General features: G+C 40.2%; 17 protein-coding genes and 5 tRNA genes. 3 read left to right on the forward strand and 19 right to left on the reverse strand.

Annotation, left to right across the window (positions count from 1 at the left end; all coding sequences use genetic code 11):
* Window positions 1-24: 24 nt before the first annotated feature.
* From WCX87_RS00880 to WCX87_RS00890, 3 genes are all read right to left on the reverse strand, one after another.
* Window positions 25-2,568: a bifunctional diguanylate cyclase/phosphodiesterase gene (locus tag WCX87_RS00880; protein ID WP_345980162.1), complete on the reverse strand. Its 2,544-nt coding sequence runs from the start codon at window positions 2,566-2,568 to the stop codon at window positions 25-27.
* Between the two features lie 138 nt (window positions 2,569-2,706).
* Complete coding sequence (locus WCX87_RS00885) at window positions 2,707-3,402, reverse strand: winged helix-turn-helix domain-containing protein (RefSeq protein ID WP_345980163.1); 696 nt, start codon at window positions 3,400-3,402, stop codon at window positions 2,707-2,709.
* A gap of 30 nt (window positions 3,403-3,432) precedes the next feature.
* The gene (locus tag WCX87_RS00890; protein WP_345980164.1) at window positions 3,433-4,794 is read right to left on the reverse strand and encodes a diguanylate cyclase; all 1,362 of its coding nucleotides are present in this window, start codon (window positions 4,792-4,794) and stop codon (window positions 3,433-3,435) included.
* Between the two features lie 255 nt (window positions 4,795-5,049).
* Here WCX87_RS00890 and WCX87_RS00895 point away from each other — a divergent pair, with 255 nt between their 5' ends.
* Complete coding sequence (locus WCX87_RS00895; protein WP_345980165.1) at window positions 5,050-5,388, forward strand: hypothetical protein; 339 nt, start codon at window positions 5,050-5,052, stop codon at window positions 5,386-5,388.
* 435 nt (window positions 5,389-5,823) lie between these two features.
* Here WCX87_RS00895 and WCX87_RS00900 read toward each other — a convergent pair whose 3' ends face one another.
* The 13 genes from WCX87_RS00900 to WCX87_RS00960 all read right to left on the reverse strand — a co-directional run bounded on the left by WCX87_RS00900 (window position 5,824) and on the right by WCX87_RS00960 (window position 16,932).
* Window positions 5,824-6,426 (reverse strand): YeeE/YedE thiosulfate transporter family protein, encoded by a 603-nt coding sequence (locus WCX87_RS00900; RefSeq protein WP_345980166.1) that lies wholly within the window; start codon window positions 6,424-6,426, stop codon window positions 5,824-5,826.
* The gene (locus WCX87_RS00905; RefSeq protein ID WP_345980167.1) at window positions 6,416-6,934 is read right to left on the reverse strand and encodes a YeeE/YedE thiosulfate transporter family protein; all 519 of its coding nucleotides are present in this window, start codon (window positions 6,932-6,934) and stop codon (window positions 6,416-6,418) included. Before WCX87_RS00905 ends, WCX87_RS00900 begins: the two co-directional genes overlap by 11 nt.
* A gap of 394 nt (window positions 6,935-7,328) precedes the next feature.
* Window positions 7,329-8,285: a lipid A deacylase LpxR family protein gene (locus WCX87_RS00910; protein ID WP_345980168.1), complete on the reverse strand. Its 957-nt coding sequence runs from the start codon at window positions 8,283-8,285 to the stop codon at window positions 7,329-7,331.
* A gap of 32 nt (window positions 8,286-8,317) precedes the next feature.
* Window positions 8,318-9,445, reverse strand: coding sequence for an ABC transporter permease (locus WCX87_RS00915; protein ID WP_345980169.1), 1,128 nt, complete (start codon window positions 9,443-9,445; stop codon window positions 8,318-8,320).
* On the reverse strand, window positions 9,445-12,168 hold the full coding sequence (gene rbbA / locus WCX87_RS00920) for a ribosome-associated ATPase/putative transporter RbbA (RefSeq protein WP_345980170.1): 2,724 nt from the start codon (window positions 12,166-12,168) through the stop codon (window positions 9,445-9,447). Before rbbA ends, WCX87_RS00915 begins: the two co-directional genes overlap by 1 nt.
* Window positions 12,165-13,163, reverse strand: coding sequence for an efflux RND transporter periplasmic adaptor subunit (locus tag WCX87_RS00925; RefSeq protein WP_345980171.1), 999 nt, complete (start codon window positions 13,161-13,163; stop codon window positions 12,165-12,167). The genes rbbA and WCX87_RS00925 overlap by 4 nt, the downstream gene beginning before the upstream one ends.
* Window positions 13,160-15,493 carry a TolC family protein gene (locus tag WCX87_RS00930; protein WP_345980172.1) on the reverse strand — a complete coding sequence of 778 codons (2,334 nt, stop codon included), beginning with the start codon at window positions 15,491-15,493 and terminating at the stop codon, window positions 13,160-13,162. The genes WCX87_RS00925 and WCX87_RS00930 overlap by 4 nt, the downstream gene beginning before the upstream one ends.
* A 13-nt stretch (window positions 15,494-15,506) precedes the next feature.
* Entirely contained in the window at window positions 15,507-16,097 is a 591-nt protein-coding gene (locus WCX87_RS00935; RefSeq protein WP_345980173.1) for a TetR/AcrR family transcriptional regulator, read from the reverse strand.
* Window positions 16,098-16,357: 260 nt separating this feature from the next.
* Window positions 16,358-16,442: transfer RNA gene (locus WCX87_RS00940), tRNA-Leu, on the reverse strand.
* Between the two features lie 96 nt (window positions 16,443-16,538).
* Window positions 16,539-16,615 (reverse strand) — tRNA-Arg (locus WCX87_RS00945).
* A gap of 20 nt (window positions 16,616-16,635) precedes the next feature.
* A tRNA-Arg gene (locus WCX87_RS00950) sits at window positions 16,636-16,712 on the reverse strand.
* Between the two features lie 41 nt (window positions 16,713-16,753).
* Window positions 16,754-16,830: transfer RNA gene (locus tag WCX87_RS00955), tRNA-His, on the reverse strand.
* A gap of 24 nt (window positions 16,831-16,854) precedes the next feature.
* Window positions 16,855-16,932 (reverse strand) — tRNA-Pro (locus WCX87_RS00960).
* Between the two features lie 138 nt (window positions 16,933-17,070).
* Here WCX87_RS00960 and WCX87_RS00965 point away from each other — a divergent pair.
* Both WCX87_RS00965 and WCX87_RS00970 read left to right on the forward strand, forming a co-directional pair.
* A complete protein-coding gene (locus tag WCX87_RS00965) occupies window positions 17,071-18,408 on the forward strand; it encodes a sodium-dependent transporter (protein ID WP_345980174.1) in 1,338 nt (445 codons plus the stop codon).
* Entirely contained in the window at window positions 18,408-18,680 is a 273-nt protein-coding gene (locus WCX87_RS00970; protein ID WP_345980175.1) for a hypothetical protein, read from the forward strand. The genes WCX87_RS00965 and WCX87_RS00970 overlap by 1 nt, the downstream gene beginning before the upstream one ends.
* Here WCX87_RS00970 and WCX87_RS00975 read toward each other — a convergent pair.
* From WCX87_RS00975 to WCX87_RS00985, 3 genes are all read right to left on the reverse strand, one after another.
* Window positions 18,677-19,453 carry a thiazole synthase gene (locus WCX87_RS00975; protein WP_345980176.1) on the reverse strand — a complete coding sequence of 259 codons (777 nt, stop codon included), beginning with the start codon at window positions 19,451-19,453 and terminating at the stop codon, window positions 18,677-18,679. The genes WCX87_RS00970 and WCX87_RS00975 overlap by 4 nt on opposite strands.
* 188 nt (window positions 19,454-19,641) lie before the next feature.
* Window positions 19,642-20,196, reverse strand: a complete 555-nt coding sequence (gene purN, locus WCX87_RS00980) for a phosphoribosylglycinamide formyltransferase (RefSeq protein WP_345981078.1) — start codon at window positions 20,194-20,196, stop codon at window positions 19,642-19,644.
* Window positions 20,187-21,596 (reverse strand): NAD(P)H-hydrate dehydratase, encoded by a 1,410-nt coding sequence (locus WCX87_RS00985; protein WP_345980177.1) that lies wholly within the window; start codon window positions 21,594-21,596, stop codon window positions 20,187-20,189. Before WCX87_RS00985 ends, purN begins: the two co-directional genes overlap by 10 nt.
* Between the last annotated feature and the right edge of the window lie 2 nt (window positions 21,597-21,598).

Consider the following 21,598-nt stretch of genomic DNA (forward strand, 5'->3'; position numbering starts at 1 on the left):
TTTCTCTTTAGTTAAATAAAAAGTTTAATTTGAAAAAGTGTTTTGAGGCTTTCCGATATGGAAACCTTGGAGATAGTCTACTTCCATCTCTTTTAGTGTCTCGACTATCTCTTCATCTTCGACGAACTCTGCAACTGTTTGTACATTCAGCTCTTTGGCAAGCGTCAAGATACTATGGACAAATGCACGATCCTGCTTGTCTTTATTGATATTTATAATAAACTCGCCGTCGATCTTCAGATAATCAATAGGGAATTTTTTGATGTAATGAAATGATGAGAATCCCGAACCGAAGTCATCGATTGCAAACTTATAACCTGCTAGTTTGAGATTGATGACGAATTTTTCTAATATAGAAAAGTTCTTGACCGTTTCTCTCTCTGTTATCTCAAAGACGATATTCTCTTTTGAGATGTTGTATTTTGTCACCAGTTTTGTTATAGAATCTGCGTAGTTTCCGACGATCAGAGATTTTGGAGAGAGATTGATAAACAGGATTCCCTCATAGTTCTCTTCATTGATCTTTTTGAAAGCATTTTCAATAACCATCAGGTCCATTCTGTTTATCATACTCATGCTTTCGGCAACTTCGATAAATTCGTAAGCAGGTATGATCCTGCCGTCGATCTCAATACGCATCAGAAGTTCATGTATCTCGACCTTACCGCTTTTTGTGGTACGAATAGGCTGAAAATATGGAACGATACGATTGTTTGTCACGGCATCGACAAGGAGTGCCGATTTCGCTTTTTGCTCTTTTACAACAGATAAGATGTCGTCACCAGAAGGTATCCTGACAGCATTTTTACCCTCTTCTTTTGCTTTGTACATCATACTGTCCGCGATCAGGAACAGTTCTTTTTCTGTTTTCGCGTGATCCGGATATATTGATACACCTATGGAAGCTGTAACACCAACATAGCTGCCGTCCGTGCCTAAAAGTTTATAGCTTTCTATTGCATCGACGATCTTATGTGCTATGGCTAGGGCACCTTTGAGATCACATTCCGGAAGAATAATAGTAAACTCATCTCCTCCGTAACGTGAAAGGATGTCTTCATCTCTTTTGTTTTCATTTAAAAGTCTGGCGAACTCTTGGAGGAAGATATCCCCGAATGCATGACCATAACGGTCATTGATCGGTTTAAAGTTATCACAGTCTATGACTAAAAGTGCAAACGGGTATTGATGATGATTTGATCTTTTCATCTCATATTCCAGAAGATCTGTAAATATTCTTTGATTAAACAGACCGGTCAACGGATCATGCGCTGCATAATACTCAAGATCATTTGTATACTTGTTGATAGCTTTAACCGAACCGACAAGGTTCGCCATAGTCGTTAAAATACTGTCGATAACAATGTGTTTGATAGGGTCTACCGCAATATCCGACTGAACGCTGAGACCTACTATCCCGCCGATCTTCGGTGTGTCTAAAAAGAGTGATTTGGTCCTGTGTGCAAAACTCTCGTAGTGAGAACTGTTTATACATCTGTTGTGCTCGGATATATTGTGACGGATGCTGTAGTCCGTGTATCCTAAAAAGTGCTCGGTCTGTCTGACCTCTTCACGCACATACTGCTCAAACTTCTCTTTTACCGATGGTTCAGGGATACCAAACCAAAATATATCGACTTCGAACTGATCATCACCGACTCTAAAGATCGTCATAAGCGTGTATGTAGGCATTACCTGATTTATATCACTTAACAACTCACCTATATAATCACGCCAGTCTTTTACTACATCCGATGTGATAATAAACTTGTCAAGAAGCTGCACCTCAAACTCTAGAAGGTCTTTATCGACAGCGATCGTCTTCAGCTTTTCTGCCAACAAGTTTACATTTGCAATGATCTGGTTTACTTCTTCAAATTTCAGATCGATATCTGTAGAGTCGAACTGTTTAAAGTCATTTATAGAGTTGATATTTTGTACTTTATTGTTAAATAGTTTAAGTGAATTTGTTATTTTTGCTGTCGTGTATCTTGATGCGACAAAAGCTGCAAGTGCAAACAGCGGAAGAACGATCAAGAAGAAATAGACATACTCTAAAAAGGTCTCTTTGATAATATTGATCAGATTTTGCTGAACCTCAATGACGCCGAGCGTATCACCGACTTTTGCGTTGACATGGCATCTCAGACACTCGTTTCTTGCATTTAAAGGTAAAAGGTTTCTGAGGTTCCCGTCTTCGCTTATACTTTCTTTCTTTCCGGTTAAAAGAGCACGCTCGATTATGGCGTCTTTTTTGTTTTCACTAACGGTTCCGAAAAGTTCTTTGACAAGATCGCCTCTATAGATGTTGATCACATAGTTTGAGTCGTTAAAGTTCTCTCTTAGTGAGTACATAAACTCATTAAGATCATCTCTGCTCCATCCTTTTTTCATGACCTGATACATGGATGTGAAGACTTGGTTTGAAACCGCATTCGCGTGTTTGATAGCATTCTTTTCAGCTAGAGAAGTATGAAGATATGTCGTAAAAATAAATATCAGGACAAAAAGTGATGATAAAAGAATTATATTGATCATAAATATAAAATTTTTTAATGTTTTTGGCATAATGATTCCTAGGTTATATTGGTCGATAGTATATCAAAAAAGTTGTTTTTTATTGTGTGGAAAGAGATTTGAAAAGCCTATAATCGATAATTTAATAAAGAAGTTGATAAAAAGTTGATAATCAATTTTTTAAAAGGATTACTTAATAAATATGTTTTCAGTAGCTACCTTATATCCTTGATTAGAATAATTTTTAATCAAGTTCGCATTGCCGGCTTTCTTTCTTATATTGCTTATAATACTTGTCAATGTATTTCTGTTCATATACATATTATCCCAGACATAATTTTCGATCTCATCATAGCTGACGATTCTATTACTGTTTTGAATCAGATATGAAAGGAGCTTATTCTCTTTTGTAGTAAGTTCTATATGTTTATCTTTATGGATGAGTAGACTATTGTGAGGCTCAAATGAGATCTTATCTTCCATGAAATAGATTATGCGCATTGTATTTACAATATCTTCAAGGGCTTTTTCCATATCTTCTAATTGGATCGGTTCAAAAAGCAGTGTTACGTTATTTGCGCAATCAGAATTGGATATCGCATCTCGAAGTGCTTCGGAAGCAAGGATTAAAAAGGCAGCTTCTGTATCTACTTGTTTGATTTTTTTGATTATATCTTCACATAAGTGATAATCTTCAACAACGTGTATCATCACAACATTAGGTTTTATCTCTAAATAATGCTTCAATGAGTCTTTATAGTCGGTAATATGGACACGATCGCACAGTAGTTCAAACGGCATAACATGATAATCGTGTTCTACTCCCTTTTCAACTATATAAAGTATTTTTATTAGGTGCAGTTTGTTTTTTGGCTCAATATTCATAATTAGTATTCTCTTATTGTATAAAATGTATTAAATAAAATGGATCTGGTTACGCCCATTATGCTTCGCTTGATAAAGTGCGTCATCTACACGTTTAAAAATATCTTTGACAGTATCATCTGCTTTTGGAAGAGTGATCCCAAGACTAATAGTGACCTTACTGACATGATCAAAAAGAGAAGCTTCGACACTGACTCTTATCTTTTGTGCTACTGCGATCACTTCATCCTTGTTGCTAAGTCCGGGAGCGAGGATCATAAATTCTTCACCGCCCCATCTTGCAAATATATCGCTTCTTCTAATCTTTGAATCGATCACTTCACATATACTTTTTAAGATCCTGTCACCTGCATCATGGCCGTAGTTGTCGTTTATATCTTTAAAATGATCGATGTCTATCATTATAAGAGCAAATGTACTATTATAGCGTTTTAATTTATCTACCTCTGCCTCGATAACTTCGAGAAATTTTTGCCGATTATAGATGCCGGTCAAAAGGTCGGTTGTCGCTTGCTGATGGAGATCATGTTCTAATGCAATCCGATCAGAGATATCTTTTCCGGTAGCTACATAGTATTGGATATTTGACTTTTCATCTGTAATGGGAGATATTGTTTCAGCTTCATGGTAGATGGTTCCGTCTTTTTTTCTATTTATAAAAACACTGCTGTACGTTTGACCGTTTTGAATAGTCTGCCAGAATTTTTTATAAAAGAGATCGTCATGTTCACCGGACTTGAACATTCGCGGTGTCTGTCCGATGGTTTCTTCCAAGGTATAACCTGAGTGCTTTAGCAGAGCATCGTTTGCAAAGAGTATGACTCCGCTAGAATCAGTGATGCGGACCATATCATCTGTCTGTTTCACTGCTTGAGTCAAGATACTCATGTTGTGAAGCTCTTGTAATGAATAGTTCGAAACATTGGAAATAGTCTGCTTCATGATACTTTGAAATCTTTTTTCACTATGGATGAGTTGCCGTTCGACTGTTCGTTTTTCTGTTATATCTTTGATGATAGTAAAAAAATTGACAGCATTGTCTGCATCATCTCTTTCAATGATCGTATGAACGTCTACCCAGCGAATATCGCCGTTAAAAGAGATAATGCGATACATCTGGTTAAAACAATCTATGTGCGGTTTGTTTTTATTGGTCTGTATTTCCAGTATGACACGATTGCGGTCTTCATGGTGAATTATCTGGATATATTGTTTTGTATTATTTAAAAAATCTTCTTGTGTGTAACCGAATTGCTGAATGTTCTTTGAAACATAGTTTAAACTCCACTCTTTATCTATTATCCACGATAGAAATATAAAGGAAGAGCCGTTAATAAAAGGATTAAATCTTTCAAAATCTTTTTCTTGGGTACCTGCATTTTGTGTTTTCATCAATTATCTGTTTCCTATTATAGAACAACATTATTATCATCATAACTATTTTATTTATACACGACTATTATTAATTATCGCATTTTTTTCTCAATATATTCTCAATAAACATAGATTGTATCTAGTTTTTAACATTTTTAAATTGAAATTGTTAATTTTATGCACTCACTTATTTGTAAATATTATTTCGGTGCTATACTATTGCTTTGTTTAGGTATTAGAATGTGTTCATAAGAAACTGACAAAGGGGTGTTTATGCTTATAGAGATGTTTACAGATTACATTCGTAATCGCAAAGATTTAAGAGAGTATGTAGAAAAACGTAAAACGATTCACGAACGCGGTGAATTTAATGATGCTGCACTTATAACGGTACAAGAAAATCTGGAGAGGTTAAAGGCAGAAAATCCGGATATATATGAAAAGATGTATGAGGTACTTGAAGAGGTATTTGAAAGAAATGTAGGACAAGTCGTTGATTATCCGCTTGATTTTGCACGCGAGATATTAAAGATGTATAAAAACAGACCTGTCGAAACGATCTACGAAGAGTACAAAGAGGTTCTTGAACATAAATACCAGACGATGAGCTGAATTATTTATCTTCATGATGATGCTTTGAGCCTAATGCCAAAAGAGCATCATCCCTTTTTGTAAGTTGTATCCTTCGCTGATAAGTAACGGTGGATATAGTTTTTTCTTCATTTAACTTTATAATTTTCTATCCATACGCCATATTAGTTTTTTATGTTTTTTTTTATTTTTTATAGATTTATGTGATTATTTTTCCAAAAAGTAGCTATAATACATAAAGTAATACAAAATAAAACAAGGAAAAACAATGTTATTACAAGAGGAAGCAGAGAACAATAAAAGATTTCTCTGGTATATTTGTATCATCAGTGCTGTTTATTTTTTGTGGTGTACAACTGAAGTCTGTCATCTCTAAGATAGAAGTTTAGAATATTTTTGCTAGTATGGAGGAGAGGAGTTGCACCTCTACATCCTAAGTTGACTATCTAATCTTTTTCATATCTTTTCATTTTTAAAATCTGCTGGATCCTTATACTCTAAAGTCGGCAAAAAGTATGCTGTGAGTAAGAGTACGACACTAAATATAAGTACAATAATCAAAGAGTATTCTGAGAAAAAATGTATGAGTTGAGGTTTTCCTAGATCAGGCCTCATTAACTCTTTTATCCATGGATAAGCAAATGTAAAAACTGCTCCTCCGACCATTCCGCCTATAACACCTACGAAAGCATCTACTCTTCCTTCTGAAACCGAGACAAAAAAAGCAGAGGGACATTTTCCCAGTATTACCAAACCTATTCCAAAAAGTATGGCTCCGATGATAAGACCACTAAGAAAAATCGGTTTTACGGAATAGCTTGCATAACCGTTTTGAACTAAAAAATAAAATCCCACACTAGAGAGTGCTACTGTTGTCATAGCCATTCTCGGGACCAAAGTGTCTTCAAATATCATAAATCCGGCCATCTTCTCAAACTTATCAAGCCTTGAATATAAAATGATCGCACCGAAGAAAAATCCGATTAGCAACACTATCCACACAGAACCGTGACCTTCATGAGCAACTACATCAAACATCTTAGAAATACTATCTATCATTTTTACAAACCTTTTTCTTATAAAAAAACCTTCCGGTAATCACACCAGTACCGAGTGCTACAATGGCAAAGATAATACCGCTAATAGCTAGTTGGCTTCCTCCTGAAAGTATATGTCCTGCATTGCATCCTCCAGCGAGTCTAGCTCCGAAAACCATTAAAAACCCTGCAATAAAACTCCAGATCATACGAGATTTTACAGAGCTGTTCTTTCTCTCCTTCCAGAGTGTCGGTATATAGCTGATATGAAATGATTTTGTGACAAAAACAGACATAAAAAGTCCGCCGAAAAATGCACCTATGAGCATTACACCTTCCCAAGCTCCCGATTTTTCTATCTCTGCGGTATACATATAATTATTAGAGTCAAGTCCGAACAGTACTGTTGAAAGATAAGCCATCCCTGTAGAAGCCCCTATCGGACGATCCGCCCCAATACTTGAAAAACTAAAAAAGAACAGCAAACTCATAGCTATTCCACCGATCCACCATGGTATTTGTCTAGGCATTGTAACTCCATCTATTTTAAATCTAAAAAACGTTAAGTTGAACTTAACGTTTTGAATTATAGATAAAAAATCTTAAAGCCGTATAAATAGAATAAAAGTTGGATTAGCAATTAAATGAATATTGAAGTGTAATTTTTAAATGAGTTTTGATTGTATTGAAAGTTTTTGAAAGTATCTACACATGATAGATGGTGAAGATGAGAAGAATTGAACCTCCACACCGTGAGGCACCAGATCCTAAGACTTACTTTGGTATCTTATACCTAGGTATATGTAGTGCTATACAGCGGCTTTTTTAGGGATTTCCTTATTTTGAAAATGATATGTAGATATATCTATTTATATACTAAACCGTACCCAAACCGTACCCTGATCTTAAATTAGGAATACATTCTCAATTAAATTGTAAAGATAGGTTGATGCGGGCAAAACTTGCTGATTGAGGATTCGCAACCGTTGGTTGAGATGGAAAAAAATCTATTGCTAAACTAAAGTTTTTCATATACCAGCTCACACCAAAGTTAACTATAGGTAAAAAGTAGGGACGCTCATAACTGTAACCGAACCGTTTACTCTCGTCATAAAGGTAAAGGTATGCAATAGCATTTAAATGAACGCCTCCGTGTATATCCCATCCTATCGAACTATTTTTTTGATCAAGTTCTATCATATCACCTTTTGAGCTATTAAATAGTCCACTCACACTTTCAAAATTATAGGGCATATTGTGTCCATAGCGTATAGAGCTGCCTACACCGGCTCCGCAGTAAAAATTACCGACATCTGCATAATAGCTGTTAAACCATTCAAAACGCTGTGAATGCTTGTAACTGCCCATAAATTGTTTGATGCCGTGGATATAGCCAAGTTGTGTGACTACTCTGGTTCCTAGTTGATTGTTCCATCCTTTTGGATCGGTTGATCCGACGATAGTATGAACGGTTTTTTGCAGCTTCTCGGCTCCTGAGTCCGGGCCTACCATACCGATAGTTAAACGGTATTCGTCAAAATCATCCTTATCCCAAGACAAAAGCGAAAAACTATTGCTGAGTAGGCCCATGTAGGGAACATCATTGTATATTGGTTCACTCTTTGTAAGATCTTTCGGGGTGATGATCATCTCCTGTACACTTATGGTACCTGCGCGTTTACGGCTAGTAAAAGATGCACCTGCGAGTTCCAGTATGTTGCTCAAAAACTCGACATAAGCCTGACCAAACCCATTGCTCATCTTGCCGTTGTATGTGTCACTCATCCAACCGATCTGAAGTCCGGCACTATAATGGTCATCTGAATCAAAAGGCAAGTCATTATCATGTACCAAATAGACACTGTCGGCAAGTAACGGCAAAGCCATTACCAAAAAGAGTAGGAAAGTTCGCCTCATGAAGCGCTTGCCAAGCTTTTACGAAATATTGCCAAGGAGATAAGAAAAAAGACCATTCCTATAGCAGTGATCGCCAAGAGTTGCGGCCATACGACATCGATCCCGGCTCCTCTGTATAAAACCCCCTGAGCCATTTTTACAAAGTGGCTTGTAGGCATTAAGAACATTACATCCTGAATACCTTTCGGCATACTGTCAAAAGGGGTCACACTGCCTGAGAGTACTTGTAGCGGCAGGATGGTTAGAATGACTATCAATCCAAGCTGTGGCATGGTACGTGCAATCGTTCCCATAAAAATACCCATCGAGGTCGTAGCAAACAGCATCAACAAGACTCCGAATAAAAAGAGCCATTCAGAGCCTATGATAGGAACGGCCAATATCTCTTTTACCAATAGTTGAAGTGAAAGAGCCGTAGCTATAATGATGACCAAGCCCATAGACCATATTTTAGACAACATGATCTCTACTGCATTTAAAGGCATAACAAGAAGATGTTCTAATGTTCCGTGCTCCCTTTCGCGGATCAGTGCCGCTCCCGAGAGAATAATGGAGAGCATGGCGATCTGTTCGATAAGTTTCATAATACTGCCAAACCATATGCTGTCAAGGGTGGGGTTGAATTTTATTCGGGTTACCAGTTTGATCGGTAACTCTGCAGAGGTTTTATGTCCGTTTAAAAAGATGTTGAGCTCATCGTTTATCATCTGTTGAATATACCCCGCTCCGATACCGGCCTGAGACATCTGAGTGGCATCGATATTTACCTGCAAGGTCGGGCGTTTCCCTTGCAGCAGTTCTTTTTCAAAAGAGGGTGGTACGGTAATAACAAAGGTATAAATTCCCTCATCCATATTTTTATCGATATCGCTTGCACTGATAACGTCAGGCGCAAGAAAACGAGGCTTGTGAAAAGCCTTCATAAGACGTGCAGAAAGAGGTGAGTGATCCTCATCGACAAATGCTATAGGCACTTTGTTAAGCTCTGAACTCGCAGAGGTCGCACCGATGTAAATTCCCAGTGAAAAGGAGTAGATGATTAGAAAAAGCATAACTTTGTCTTGCCAAAGACTTTGCAGCTCTTTTTTGCCAAGGTACAAAATGTTTAATAAGTGCTTTTTCATCATTGCTCCTGTTTTTTCAGTGCCAGTGCACTCAGCATCGTAATGACGACCACAGCTGCGATCAAGGCTATGAAATCATGGGTCAGGTCTTTAAACTCCAAAGCTTTGCTAAAAACACCCCGACTGATATTGATGAAAAAAGTTGCCGGAAATATATTTCCGATAAAAGCACCTACACCCTCCAGTGAACTCACCGGATCTTTGAGCCCTGAAAAACTGATCGTCGGCAAAAGTGTAAAGATGGCAGTAGCGGCAATAGCCGCGATCTGCGTTTTGGTAAAAGCGGACATCAACAGTCCCATCCCTGTTGTTGTCGTAACAAAAAGCAAAGCACCCAAAAGGAGGCTCAATAAACTTCCTTTAAGCGGTACTCCAAAAAGAAATACCGCAAAAAGCAGAAGGCCTAAAAAACCTATCATACTGATAACGATGTAGGGAAGCTGTTTGCCAAGCAAGAACTCAAAACGTGTTACGGGAGTAGCGTAGAAGTTAGTAATGGAACCGAGCTCCTTTTCACGCACGATACTTAGTGCCATTAAAATAGAGGGTATAAAAACCAAAAGCATCGGAATGACGGCGGGAACCATAGCGTAGAGACTTTTAAAGTCTTGGTTATAACGGTAGCGCATCTCGATATTGACAGGCGAGAGGCTAGGTGTGTAGCCAAAAGTTTGGCGTGCCAAATTGACTAGATAGTCATAGTGCATCCCTGTAATGTATCCTTTGATCGTTTCTGCTTGAAACGGCATCGATCCGTCGATCCATACACCTATTTCAACGGGACGTCCCTGTTTTATACTCCGTCCGAAACCAGGTGGAATTTCAAGTGCCACTGAGAGTTTTCCGCTTCGTAAACGTTGTTCTAACTCCTTTTGAGAATGGATGGGAGGTTGTTCTAAAAAGTAGCGGGAGCCGGAGAGATTTTGAATATAGTCACGGCTTTGCGGAGTTTTGTCTTGGTCTAGCACTGCAAAGTGCAGGTCTTCTACATCCATTGTGATCCCGTATCCCAGAGTCAGCATCAGTAGCACCGTACCAAGTAGAGCGAACATAAGCCGTATAGGGTCACGCAGCAGTTCAAGACTTTCACGGTAGCTGTAGCCCAAAAGGCGTAAAGGACTGAAAAAACGGTTTGGCGGTTTGGATTGTTGAAACTCCTGTGTTTGAAAAGCGGTGTCCTTTTTCTCTTTGGCGCCACTAGCCTCTTGCAGATAATCGATAAATGCTTCTTCAAGAGTCGATTTGTTCCGCCGCTCTGTGAGCGCTTTTGGTGTATCGCTGGCAAGAACACGCCCCTCATGCATAAGCGATATCCTGTCACACCTCTCACCTTCGTTCATAAAGTGTGTTGAAACGAAAATAGTGACTCCGTCATTGCGGGAAAGATCGATAAGCAGTTCCCAAAAACGGTCTCGCGATATAGGGTCCACGCCCGATGTGGGTTCATCGAGGATTAGCATCTTTGGGTGGTGTACGACAGCCACTGCCAAAGAGAGCCGCTGGCGTATCCCCAGAGGAAGGTCTGCTGTGAGCGTATTTTTGTAATGTTCAAGATCAAAGCGTTCGACCATCTCATTTACACGGGGCACTATCTTCTCTTTTGGAATATGAAACAGCCTCGCATGTAACATAAGATTTTGCTGTACTGTGAGTTCGGTGTAAAGAGAGAAGGATTGGGTCATATACCCGACTTGGTTTCTGGTTGCAATATCTTGAGCATCCGTTGGCTGACCAAACAGCCACGACTCGCCGCTTGTTGGTGTTAAAAGACCCGTGAGCATCTTCATTGTTGTCGTTTTACCGCAACCGTTTGAGCCTAAAAAGCCAAATATCTCGCCGCGTTCAATACTAAAGCTGACGTCATTGACGGCAGTGAAGTTACCAAAGCGCATTGTCAAACCTTTTGCAACGATCGCTTTGCTCTCTTGGCTCGTTTGAGCAACACGCGGCGGAATCTGTAAAGCTTCGTGCCCTTGACGTTTTTCTTCTGGAAGCAGCGCGATAAATGCTTCGTCTAAGTTTACACTCCCTGTTTTATAACGCAGCTCTTCAGGCGTACCTGTGGCAAGAACTTGACCATCATCCATTGCTACAAGCCAGTCAAAACGTTCAGCTTCTTCCATATAAGCAGTCGCAATGATGACGCTCATTCCTTGATGTCTTTGACGAATGCGCTCGACGAGTTCCCAAAACTGGCGTCTGGATAGCGGGTCGACTCCGGTTGTCGGCTCATCGAGAATGAGCAGTTCAGGGTCGTGAATGAGTGCGCAGCAAAGACCCAGTTTTTGTTTCATTCCTCCGGAGAGTTTTCCTGCAGGACGATCCCGAAAAGGGGTAAGCCCCGTACTTTCCAGCAGTTCGTTGATCCTTGCTTTTCTCTCACGCTTACGCTGACCGAACAAGCGGCCGAAAAAGTCAATGTTCTCTTCCACGGAAAGGGACATATAAAGGTTCTTTCCCAAACCTTGGGGCATATAGGCTATACGCGGTCCGATGGCATTCCTATGGCTTTGCAGTTGAATGTTTTTACCAAGTACCTCTATGGAACCCTCTTGCAGTTTACGTACGCCCGAGATCAATGCAAGTACGCTTGATTTACCGACGCCGTCAGGTCCTATGAAACCGACCATACATCCTGAGGGTATTTCTAAGCTTACATTCTCTACGGCAGTTGTATTGCCGTAACGATGTGAAACGTTTTCAATGCAAACAACAGGTTTCATGGAGCTGTTTTAACACTCTGAGTAGTGCGGAGGTTCTCAGGCCACGGCGTAGAGTTGTCTAAACGCACGTAGGCAACACCCGGAAGTCCGCTTTTAGCACTCGTAAAGCCCTCTTTTATTATCTTAGGGTCCACCTTTACTTTTACACGAAACATCAGCTTTGCACGCTCTTTATCGGTTTCGATCTCTTTTGGTGTGAACTGTGCCTCAGGTGAGACAAAAGAAACAAAAGCAGGGATAGGCTGATTTGGAAGTGCATCGATAACAATGCGTGCTTCACTATTTATGTTTACGCGTCCTGCATCGGCAGTCGGTAAAAAGATCGTCATATATGTGTTTGTCAGGTCTAACAATGTGTAGAGTTTGGTACCGCTGCCCACAACCTCTCCTGGCTCGGCAAGTTTGTAAAGTACTCTGCCGCCAATTGGAGCATACAGGCTGCTTTCTTCGATGTTTACCTTAATGGTTTCCTCTTGGGCTTTTGCAGCTTCTATGGAAGCTTGGGCACTGACGACCTGAGCTTTTGCTGCTATAAGAGCTGCTTTAGTACTCTCAAGTCTTGTTTCGTCTTGTTGTAACTGTACCAATGAGATATTTTTATTTACATAGAGCGATTTGGAACGTTCTAAGTTCTTTTGCGCGAGAGATAATTCGCTTTTACGCTGGGCTACTATGGCACTAGAGTATTGTTTTTGTTGTACGGCTTGTTCGACCATCGCTTTTGTCTGCTTTAGTTTGGCTTGCAGCTCTTTAGTATCGAGTCTGGCCATTAACTGTCCTTTTTTAACAGTTTCTCCCTCTTGAACCAATACATCTTTGACACGACCCGGGTATTTGGTAGCAACATCTACCTCCGTCATTTCAAGTCTGCCGTTTCCGAATGCAAATGCATCGGGCAGTTGATTTGAATTGAAATTTTCCATCATGTAGTACGTAATGATGCCGGCAATGATTACAACTGCTATGAGAGCTTTTTTTAGAGTGGTTTTATTCATTTTTCCGCCTTTGAGGTTTGGTTATGAGAATTTTGTATCAGGGATGAAAGGTCTGTTGTAAATGAGGTACGTTCTGCTGAATTCATAAAAAAGTCGAACTGTCCAATATCTCTTTGCAGATGCATAAGGTCTTTTAAAAACTTGTAAATCGCACTGGCTGATTCCTGGTTTGCCAGAAGACTGGCATTTTGAGCGACAAGGAGGTCGGTCATAGAACGCGTACCTTTTGCATAGTTATTCTGAACCAATTCAAAACTTTTTTGAGCTGCTTGGGCTGCTTGTTTTGTTAACTCTATAGAAGGGTAGCTGAATCGGATCGTATGCAGATCTTCACGAATCTGTTGCTCTATAAAGCTTTTTTCCTCCTCTTTTGAAACCTGCAGCTGTTGGAGTTGGAGGCGTGAGCGGGAGTAGCTTGCATCTTTGGCACCTCCCTCATACAACGGAAGAGACAGAACAACGCCGGCATTCCAGTTGGTTTTGTCCTTTAGACTAAAGCTTGCCGCAGGGTCTCGCTTCTCGTCAAATACCCGTGAAACTTCACCAACTAGCTCTAAGTTTGGAGCATAGTAAGCTCGCTTGTCTGATATGAGCTTACGCTTTTTGGCTGCTATTTTGTTATCGAACACTTGCAGTTCGGATGCACTTTTTAAACCCTCTTGGACGAAGTAGTCATTTATGAGTCTGACGTCATTTTCATTTGTGATCAAAGAAAGCAGCTCTTTATTGCCTACGATAAGATCGGAGTTGTCCAATGTCGCAGGTAAAGTTTTTACTCGCTGTGTTATAGGGCGATGCAGGATGAAGTTGAGTGCATCTTGAGCTTTTTCAACAGCTGCTTTAGCAGAGAGCACCCGTTGTTTTGACGTGGCGATCCTACTCTCCCAATGGTACACGTCCGAAAGGTCTGAAGTACCGGCATTTACACGCCCCCTTGCCATTTTTAGATTGGACTGGGTAAGTTTGAGGTTCTCTTTTTCTACTTTGAGTTGTGTTTGCGATATTAAAATATTTAAAAACATCGTAGTAGCCCGTTCTACGACATCCATCTCCAGTGTACGCTGCTGGGCTTGAGTTGCTGATTTCATCTTCTTTTGTATCTCTAAAGCAGCTAAGGCTTTCTCCGAAAAAAGAACCTGATGCAGCTTTATGGAACCTGCAGTACTGTTTTCTGCATAAAACCCCTGTTTAACATAAACATTATCACTGTTTTGTTGTGTGTAGGAAAGATCACCGCTAATGTGAGGCAGTAAAATAGAACGTACCTCTTTAATGTTTTCATCTTCGGCTTTTACTCCTAGCTGTCCGGCGATAATATAAAGGTTGTTCTTTATCGCGAGTTTAGCAACATCGCTTAGTGTGAGCGAGTCAGCCTGCAAAGGTTCATCACTACCTATGACTTTTGCTTGATTGAGTATATTAAAAGGAGGGTAAACGCCGACTCTACTTGTAGTGTTCAGGTTGATCACCAACTGATGTTCGTCGTCAAATTCATTAGAAAGTTTTTCCGGATTTTCACCCCTTAGTACCGCTTGGATATTAAGTGCCAACTGCCTGATCCTTCGTGAAGTGTTTTCAGCAGATACCGATGACATCATAATGCCCTCAGAAACTTTAAGATCACCCCCAAAAGAGTAGCTTGGAAGGTGTTTTTGTACTAGATCGTCAATTAACTTTTGTTTGGATTTTGGACTTAAAGATGGCAGAGGCGTTAGCATAACCGCTTGTGTATCTAACGGTATTTGTTGAGAGGGAGCACTTTTTGAATTGCATACGACAATATGTAGGTTTATCCCTTTTTGTAAAGCGCTTTCTTTGAGGTTGTCCATTGCGTCCGGGAGTGAGTTTGAAAGTTTTTCATCCGTAATCAAGGTCATATTTTTAAAACTCGTAACACTCAGAAAATCTTTTAAAGCGACAGTAAAAGGAGTGCCGAAGGCAAGATAGTTAAAATTTTGTTTATGCGCTTTAGGGTGTTGGTTTAACTGTAACAAGTAGGGTGCAAAAGTAGGTTTTTTAAGCTCTTTTTCTTTTAAAGCGGTATTAGCAGATACGATACCGACGGTTATGATCATATTTACTTTGGGATCATTTTGTAATTTCTTTAGAACTTCCTGCGCTTTTGAAGTTGACCAATCTGCAATGAGAGGTTTTGCAAAAGCTACTTGGAACTCACCTTGAGTCATAGTCGTGAGCTCTTTTGACAACTCATTTTTTATCTTTTCATATTGGGGAGTTTTGGCATCCATGACGATACCGAATATAATCGGTGCCGACCATAAACCGGTAGTGGCAAAGAGAGCGAGTAAAATAAATATAGTTTTTTTCATATAGTTCCCCTTTTTATCGATTTTCTACGAGCAGTAAAAAACTCTCAAAGAGTTCATCGCTTTTTTGCATAAGATCATCGTTGACTATAACCCAATGCTTTACCATGGCAGTACTTATACTATCGTATAAAAGAGTCATTTCTAATGAACTTTTAGAAGTAGTTATTTTTTCTTTTAAAGGCTGCATGATATTGTCGCTAATGAAGGTATAAACATTCATCATCACATCATCTTCATCGGTAAAGTTGTAAGTATTAATATAAAAGAGTGGATGGTTTATGCCGATATGCAGCACGTTTTTATGGGATAAGAACGCTTGGAACTTTATTTTTGTCAATATTTTGAGTCTTTCATGCGGATCATCTATATCTTTTATCTCATTTTCCAGTATATCAAGATAATAATCGATCTGATCGAGGATATAGTTATTGTAGAGGTTCTCTTTTGAACCAAAAAGAGTATAGATAGAGCCCACAGACACACCGACATTGGCTGCCAGATCGGCTACTTTCATATTTTCATAGCCCTCGTTTTGAAAGAGTTTTGATGCCTCTTTAAGTATCATATCTCTTTTTAGTTCCTGCACTTTTTTCTTTAAACTCATACACTTTTCCTTTGAAGCCTTCAAAACATTGTATAACATAATTCATAAAATGAACTTAATTCATTTTAAATGGTTTACTACAAACTATATCAATGACATAGGCTATTTATGAGGAAAGCAGGTGGTAAAAAGGCAGTAAAAACTAAGATGGACTAATATAAAACCGTATTCTGAGTGTATAAGTATAAAGTAGAAATTTAGTATTTTTAGAATCTGTAAAAGTATTTGAATGAGTTTATTTTTTGAAGTTTTAAAAGTGATGGTGCGGATGAGAGGACTTGAACCTCCACACCTTGCGGCACCAGATCCTAAGTCTGGCGTGTATACCAATTTCACCACATCCGCTTGTAGATTGGAATATTATCCAAATTCTGCTTTTTTAATTCTTAACTTTTGCAAGTTAAAGCTTTAATGCTACAGTAGCCAGCTTTTTTTCTATGGTGGTACGCCCTAGAGGATTCGAACCTCTGACCGATGCCTTAGAAGGGCATTGCTCTATCCAGCTGAGCTAAGGACGCATACTATCGACGACTAAAGTTGGTGCGCCCGATAGGATTCGAACCTATAACCGTCGGATCCGAAGTCCGATACTCTATCCAGTTGAGCCACGGGCGCACTGTATAAATATTCGTTTCTTCTGTTAATTCTTAAATTCATGGGGTGGAATATGGGATTCGAACCCACGGCCCCCAGTGCCACAAACTAGTGCTCTAACCAACTGAGCTAATTCCACCATATTTTTAAATAACATTTTTAGTGGTCGGGGTGAAAGGACTCGAACCTTCGGCCCCTTGGTCCCAAACCAAGTACTCTAACCATACTGAGCTACACCCCGACCTGTTCAGCTAACTCGCGATGTTTCGTCGCTGATTAGTGAGGCGAAATTATAGTTTATTTTGCATTGTTTGTCAATACATTTTTGCAATTTTTTTGTAAAAAGGTATAATTTGCTAAAAGGAGATGGTGAACTGATATGAAAATAGCACGTTTTAGCAAGGTAGGATTCATTTTAGCAGCAGCCGGAAGTGCTGTGGGGCTCGGTAACATTTGGAAGTTTCCATATATCACGGGTGAGTATGGCGGGGGAGCTTTTGTTTTAATATACCTTATTACAGTGTTACTTATCGGTTTTTCGATCATGATCGCGGAGATGCTTATTGGTTACCTTGGGCGCCGCGATACGGTAAGTAGTTTTGAAGAGTTGGCACCAAGGAACAAACATCTTTGGAAATTCGGGGGATTTCAAGCTCTTGCCGGACTATTTGTGATGATATACTATTCGGTAGTCATCGGTTGGATCTTCAATTATATAGTAAGTGCTTTATCAGGCTTGCCATCTTCGGTCGATGAAGCAAAAACAGTTTTTACTACGATGCTTCATTCAGATTTTAAGACACAGCTTTTTTATCATACAGCATCTTTTATGATCATTACATTTGTCGTTGCACGCGGCATAAAAGGCGGGATCGAAAAGTTAAACATGGTGTTGATGCCGATGCTTTTTATCATTGTCGGTGTGATGTTTCTGTATGCAACAACTTTGGACGGCTTTCATCAGGCAATGGAGTTTATGTTTAAACCTGATTTTTCAAAGATCAACTCTACGGCATTTGTTACGGCGGTCGGCCATGCATTTTTTACCCTTTCACTCGGTATGGGGGCGATAATGACATACTCTGCGTCGCTTGAAAAAGATCAAAACATCGTAAAAAGCTCGCTGATAGTCGTAGCTTTAGATACGGGTATCGCTCTTTTTGCAGGGCTTATGCTTTTTACATTTTTATATCAGTACGGCGGAGAACCTTCATCTGGCCCGGGGTTGGTTTTTATCTCACTTCCTAGTGTTTTTTATCAGATGGGAGTACTTGGAAATGTCTTTGCAGTGATGTTTTTTATCTCTTTGGCTTTTGCCGGACTTACCTCTGCAGTTTCTCTTACCGAGCCGATGGTACAGTACTTTATAGACAGATTTTCATGGAGCAGATTAAAGTCTTCCATTATGATGGGTCTTTTCTTTTATCTTGTCGGGATCATAGCGATACTTTCACACATAGACGGTTTCGCATCATATCTTACATGGGGAAGCAGAAACTTTTTTGACTGGGTAGACTTCTTGACAGCCGCATTTATGCTGCCTGCAGGCGGACTCATCATGGCTGTTTTTGTCGGATATGTCCTGCCGAAGTCACAGGTCGAAAAAGTACTTCGTCCGCAATTGGGACGTGCATTTGGAACATGGTACTTTAGTCTTAGATATATAGCTCCTATCGCACTTGTGATAGTGATGTTAAATCTAGTGGGGATACTATAATGGATGCAAGACAAGAGTGTTTGGAGATATTAAAAGAAAAAGGGATAAATCCTATCTCTTCAATCGATTTTGAGGTAAACGGCGAGCTTCACAGTCTTTCTTTCGAGTGGATCATCGATGCATATACTCAAGCATCTGCGGAGTCTCAGCTTGTTTTCTTGACAGCTTTAAAAAAGGCGATAGGGACAAATAATATGGGGATAGAGAAGTTCTTCGAGGGGATGGGCAAGTTGATACTTATGACCCATCTCTCTAAGAATATAGAACTTTAAAACTGGATCAGTCCGTCAACAGGAGATGATGCAGTAGCGTATGGACGTTTAGCGATACGTCCTGCAAGATAGCTCATACGTCCTGCGATGACAGCATGTTTCATAGCCTCAGCCATTATCATCGGGTCTTTCGCCTGAGCTATGGCAGTGTTCGTTAAAACTCCGTCAGCTCCTAGTTCCATTGCATAAGCCGCATCACTTGCACAGCCGATACCCGCATCTACGATAACAGGTACTTTTATAGCATCGCGGATAAATACGATGTTGTACGGGTTTTGGATTCCCAAACCGCTTCCGATAGGAGCAGCTAGAGGCATGACAGCTGCAGCACCTGCATCTTCAAGACGTTTAGCCATGATCGGGTCATCTGACGTGTAAGCCATGATGGTAAAGCCCTCTTTAGCAAGTACTTCACATGCTTTAATCGTCTCTAAAACATCCGGGTAAAGAGTTTTTTGAGTATCACCGATCACTTCTAGTTTGATAAGGTCGATCCCTGTCGCTTCACGAGTCAGACGAAATGTCGTTATCGCTTCTTCGGCAGTCGTACATCCCGCAGAGTTCGGCAAAAACTTTACATTTGTCCCTCTGAACGTATCACGAAGATTCTCTTTTGCAGGGTCTGTGATGTTTAGACGGCGTACTGCAACAGTGATAAGTTCACTTCCCGATGCTAAAGTCGCTTCTTTTGTCGTTTCAAAATCTTTATATTTTCCGCTTCCTACGATAAGGCGGCTGTCTAGTTCATAGTTTCCGATTTTTAGTCTGTGCATAAAGTTATTTCCCTTAATTTTATTTCTTAAAATGAAGGAAACCTCCATCTTATTTTGTACGATGCATGAGCAAAAGCCCATACATCTACGTTAGACACTAAGTCACTAAAGCTAGATACTTTAAAGCATCAAAAAGAGAGTGATAAGTAGTCTTGACTTGTTTGGATTGATTTATAACATAAGCAATCTTATAATTCATATAAAATTTTCGATATGGTTTTTGGAAGCAGTTCATATTCAAGCTCTTTGATTTTTTTGTAAAAGCTCTCGATCGTCTCATTCTCAGCTCTTAAAAAGCTCTGCTGTTCTATCACCTCTCCGCCGTCGAGTTCTTCACTCACCCAGTGTACGCTGATCCCGCACTCTTTATCGCCGCTCTTATATGATTCCTCAATGGCATTGCCACCTTTATACTTTGGAAGAAGCGAAGGGTGCAGGTTGATCGACTTGATGTTTTTTGTGAACACGGGCGTGAGTATCCTCATAAAGCCTGCGAGGACTACGAGATCGGGTTCATAGCTTTTTATGAGTTTTACAAGTTCTTTATCATACTCTTCGCGTGAAGAGAACTTTGTATGTTCTAGTACCTCACCTTTTATAGGTAAACCCTGAAGTCCGGGTGCATCAGCTTTATTTGTTATGGCGCAACTTACTTCACATACGGTCCCGTGAAGTTTATCTATTATGTTGTGGAGATTTTTACCCTCTCCGCTAAAAAGGACTACGATTTTTTTCAAAGATATTTTATTCCGTCTATTAAGTCATTTGGAGAGAGTGAAAAGTTCGCTCCCTCATAGTTGAGTGCTAGTTTCGTGTGGGCAAGCGAGCCGTTGATGGATGCTTCAAGAGGGGTAAAGCCTTGCGCTAAAAGAGAAGCGATGAGTCCGCCAAGTACGTCCCCGCTGCCACCTTTTGCAAGTACGTTTGTTCCGTTATGATTGACAAAGAGAGTGTCATCTTGTGCGATGATGACATTTGCACCCTTTAGTACCAATACGGCGTTTTTGTATTTTTGTGCAAAAAGTTCGGCATATTTGAAACGTTCACGCTGCAGTTCATCGACGGTGATATCTGCTAAACCGCTTACATGTAAGAGCTGTATAAACTCTTTTGGATGCGGAGTGAGGATGATATTGTCCCGTTTTAAAAGTTCAGTGATGAGCGGGTGGTAAAAGATGTCTGCGTCGAGTAAAAGAGGCAGCTCATTGTCTAAAAACTGAGTCAGTTCGTTTTGGCTGAACTCTATGCCAAGTCCCATGCCAAGAGCTATGGCCGTAGCATTTTTTGGAAGCTGGTGCGAGAGCATAAGCTCTGTGGGTATCTGCGGGTTTTCATTGCTCAGCAGTGTGACAAGCGCCGTTCCAAAACGTAAAGCTGCAGATGCGCAAAGTACGCTTGCTCCAAGTTTTTCTCCACTTACGATGGCAAGATGCCCGTAGCTTCCTTTATGAGAGCTTTTTGACTTTCTGTGAGGAAGTTTCATCTCATCAAGATCCAAAAGCTTTGTCTTTGATGAGGTCTCGTAAACAGTTCTGCTGACACCCAGATCAAGCACTTTTATCTCTCCGACAAAATCTTTTGCAGCGTCGCTGAAAAGTGATCGTTTAAGCGCACCCATGGTCAAAGTGTAGTCCGCGCAAAATGTGTTCTCGTCGCAGGTTCCGTTTACATGTAAGCCTGTAGGAATATCACAGGCGATCTTTACAGCATCGAGGTCGTTTAATGCTCTTACATGTAAGGCTGTCTCATTATCAAGATCACGGGTAATGCCCGTGCCAAATATCGCATCGACTACTATGTCGCATTCGCTTATGGTATCTACGATGTCGACACCGAGTTTTTTGATGCGTTCATATTGGAGTCTAGCCATCGGGGATGAGGGTTCTTTTACAAGGTGGAGTCTTACATCAAAGTCTTTATGCAGAAGTCTTGCAAGAGCCATACCGTCGGCTCCGTTGTTTCCGGAACCGCAGCTGATGAGGATACTTCTGCAAGCGAAGTGTCCAGAAGGCGTAGAGAAGTTTTGTCTAATAAAGTCAGCCATACCGTCGGCTGCATGCTCCATCAGGAGATCTTCGCTAAGAGCTAGTTCTTTGTAACAGCGTTGATCGAGAGTGGCGACTTCATCAAAGATATTTTGCATCT

It is taken from the genome of Sulfurimonas sp. HSL3-2 (assembly GCF_039645965.1).
GTDB classification, from domain to species: domain Bacteria; phylum Campylobacterota; class Campylobacteria; order Campylobacterales; family Sulfurimonadaceae; genus Hydrocurvibacter; species Hydrocurvibacter mobilis.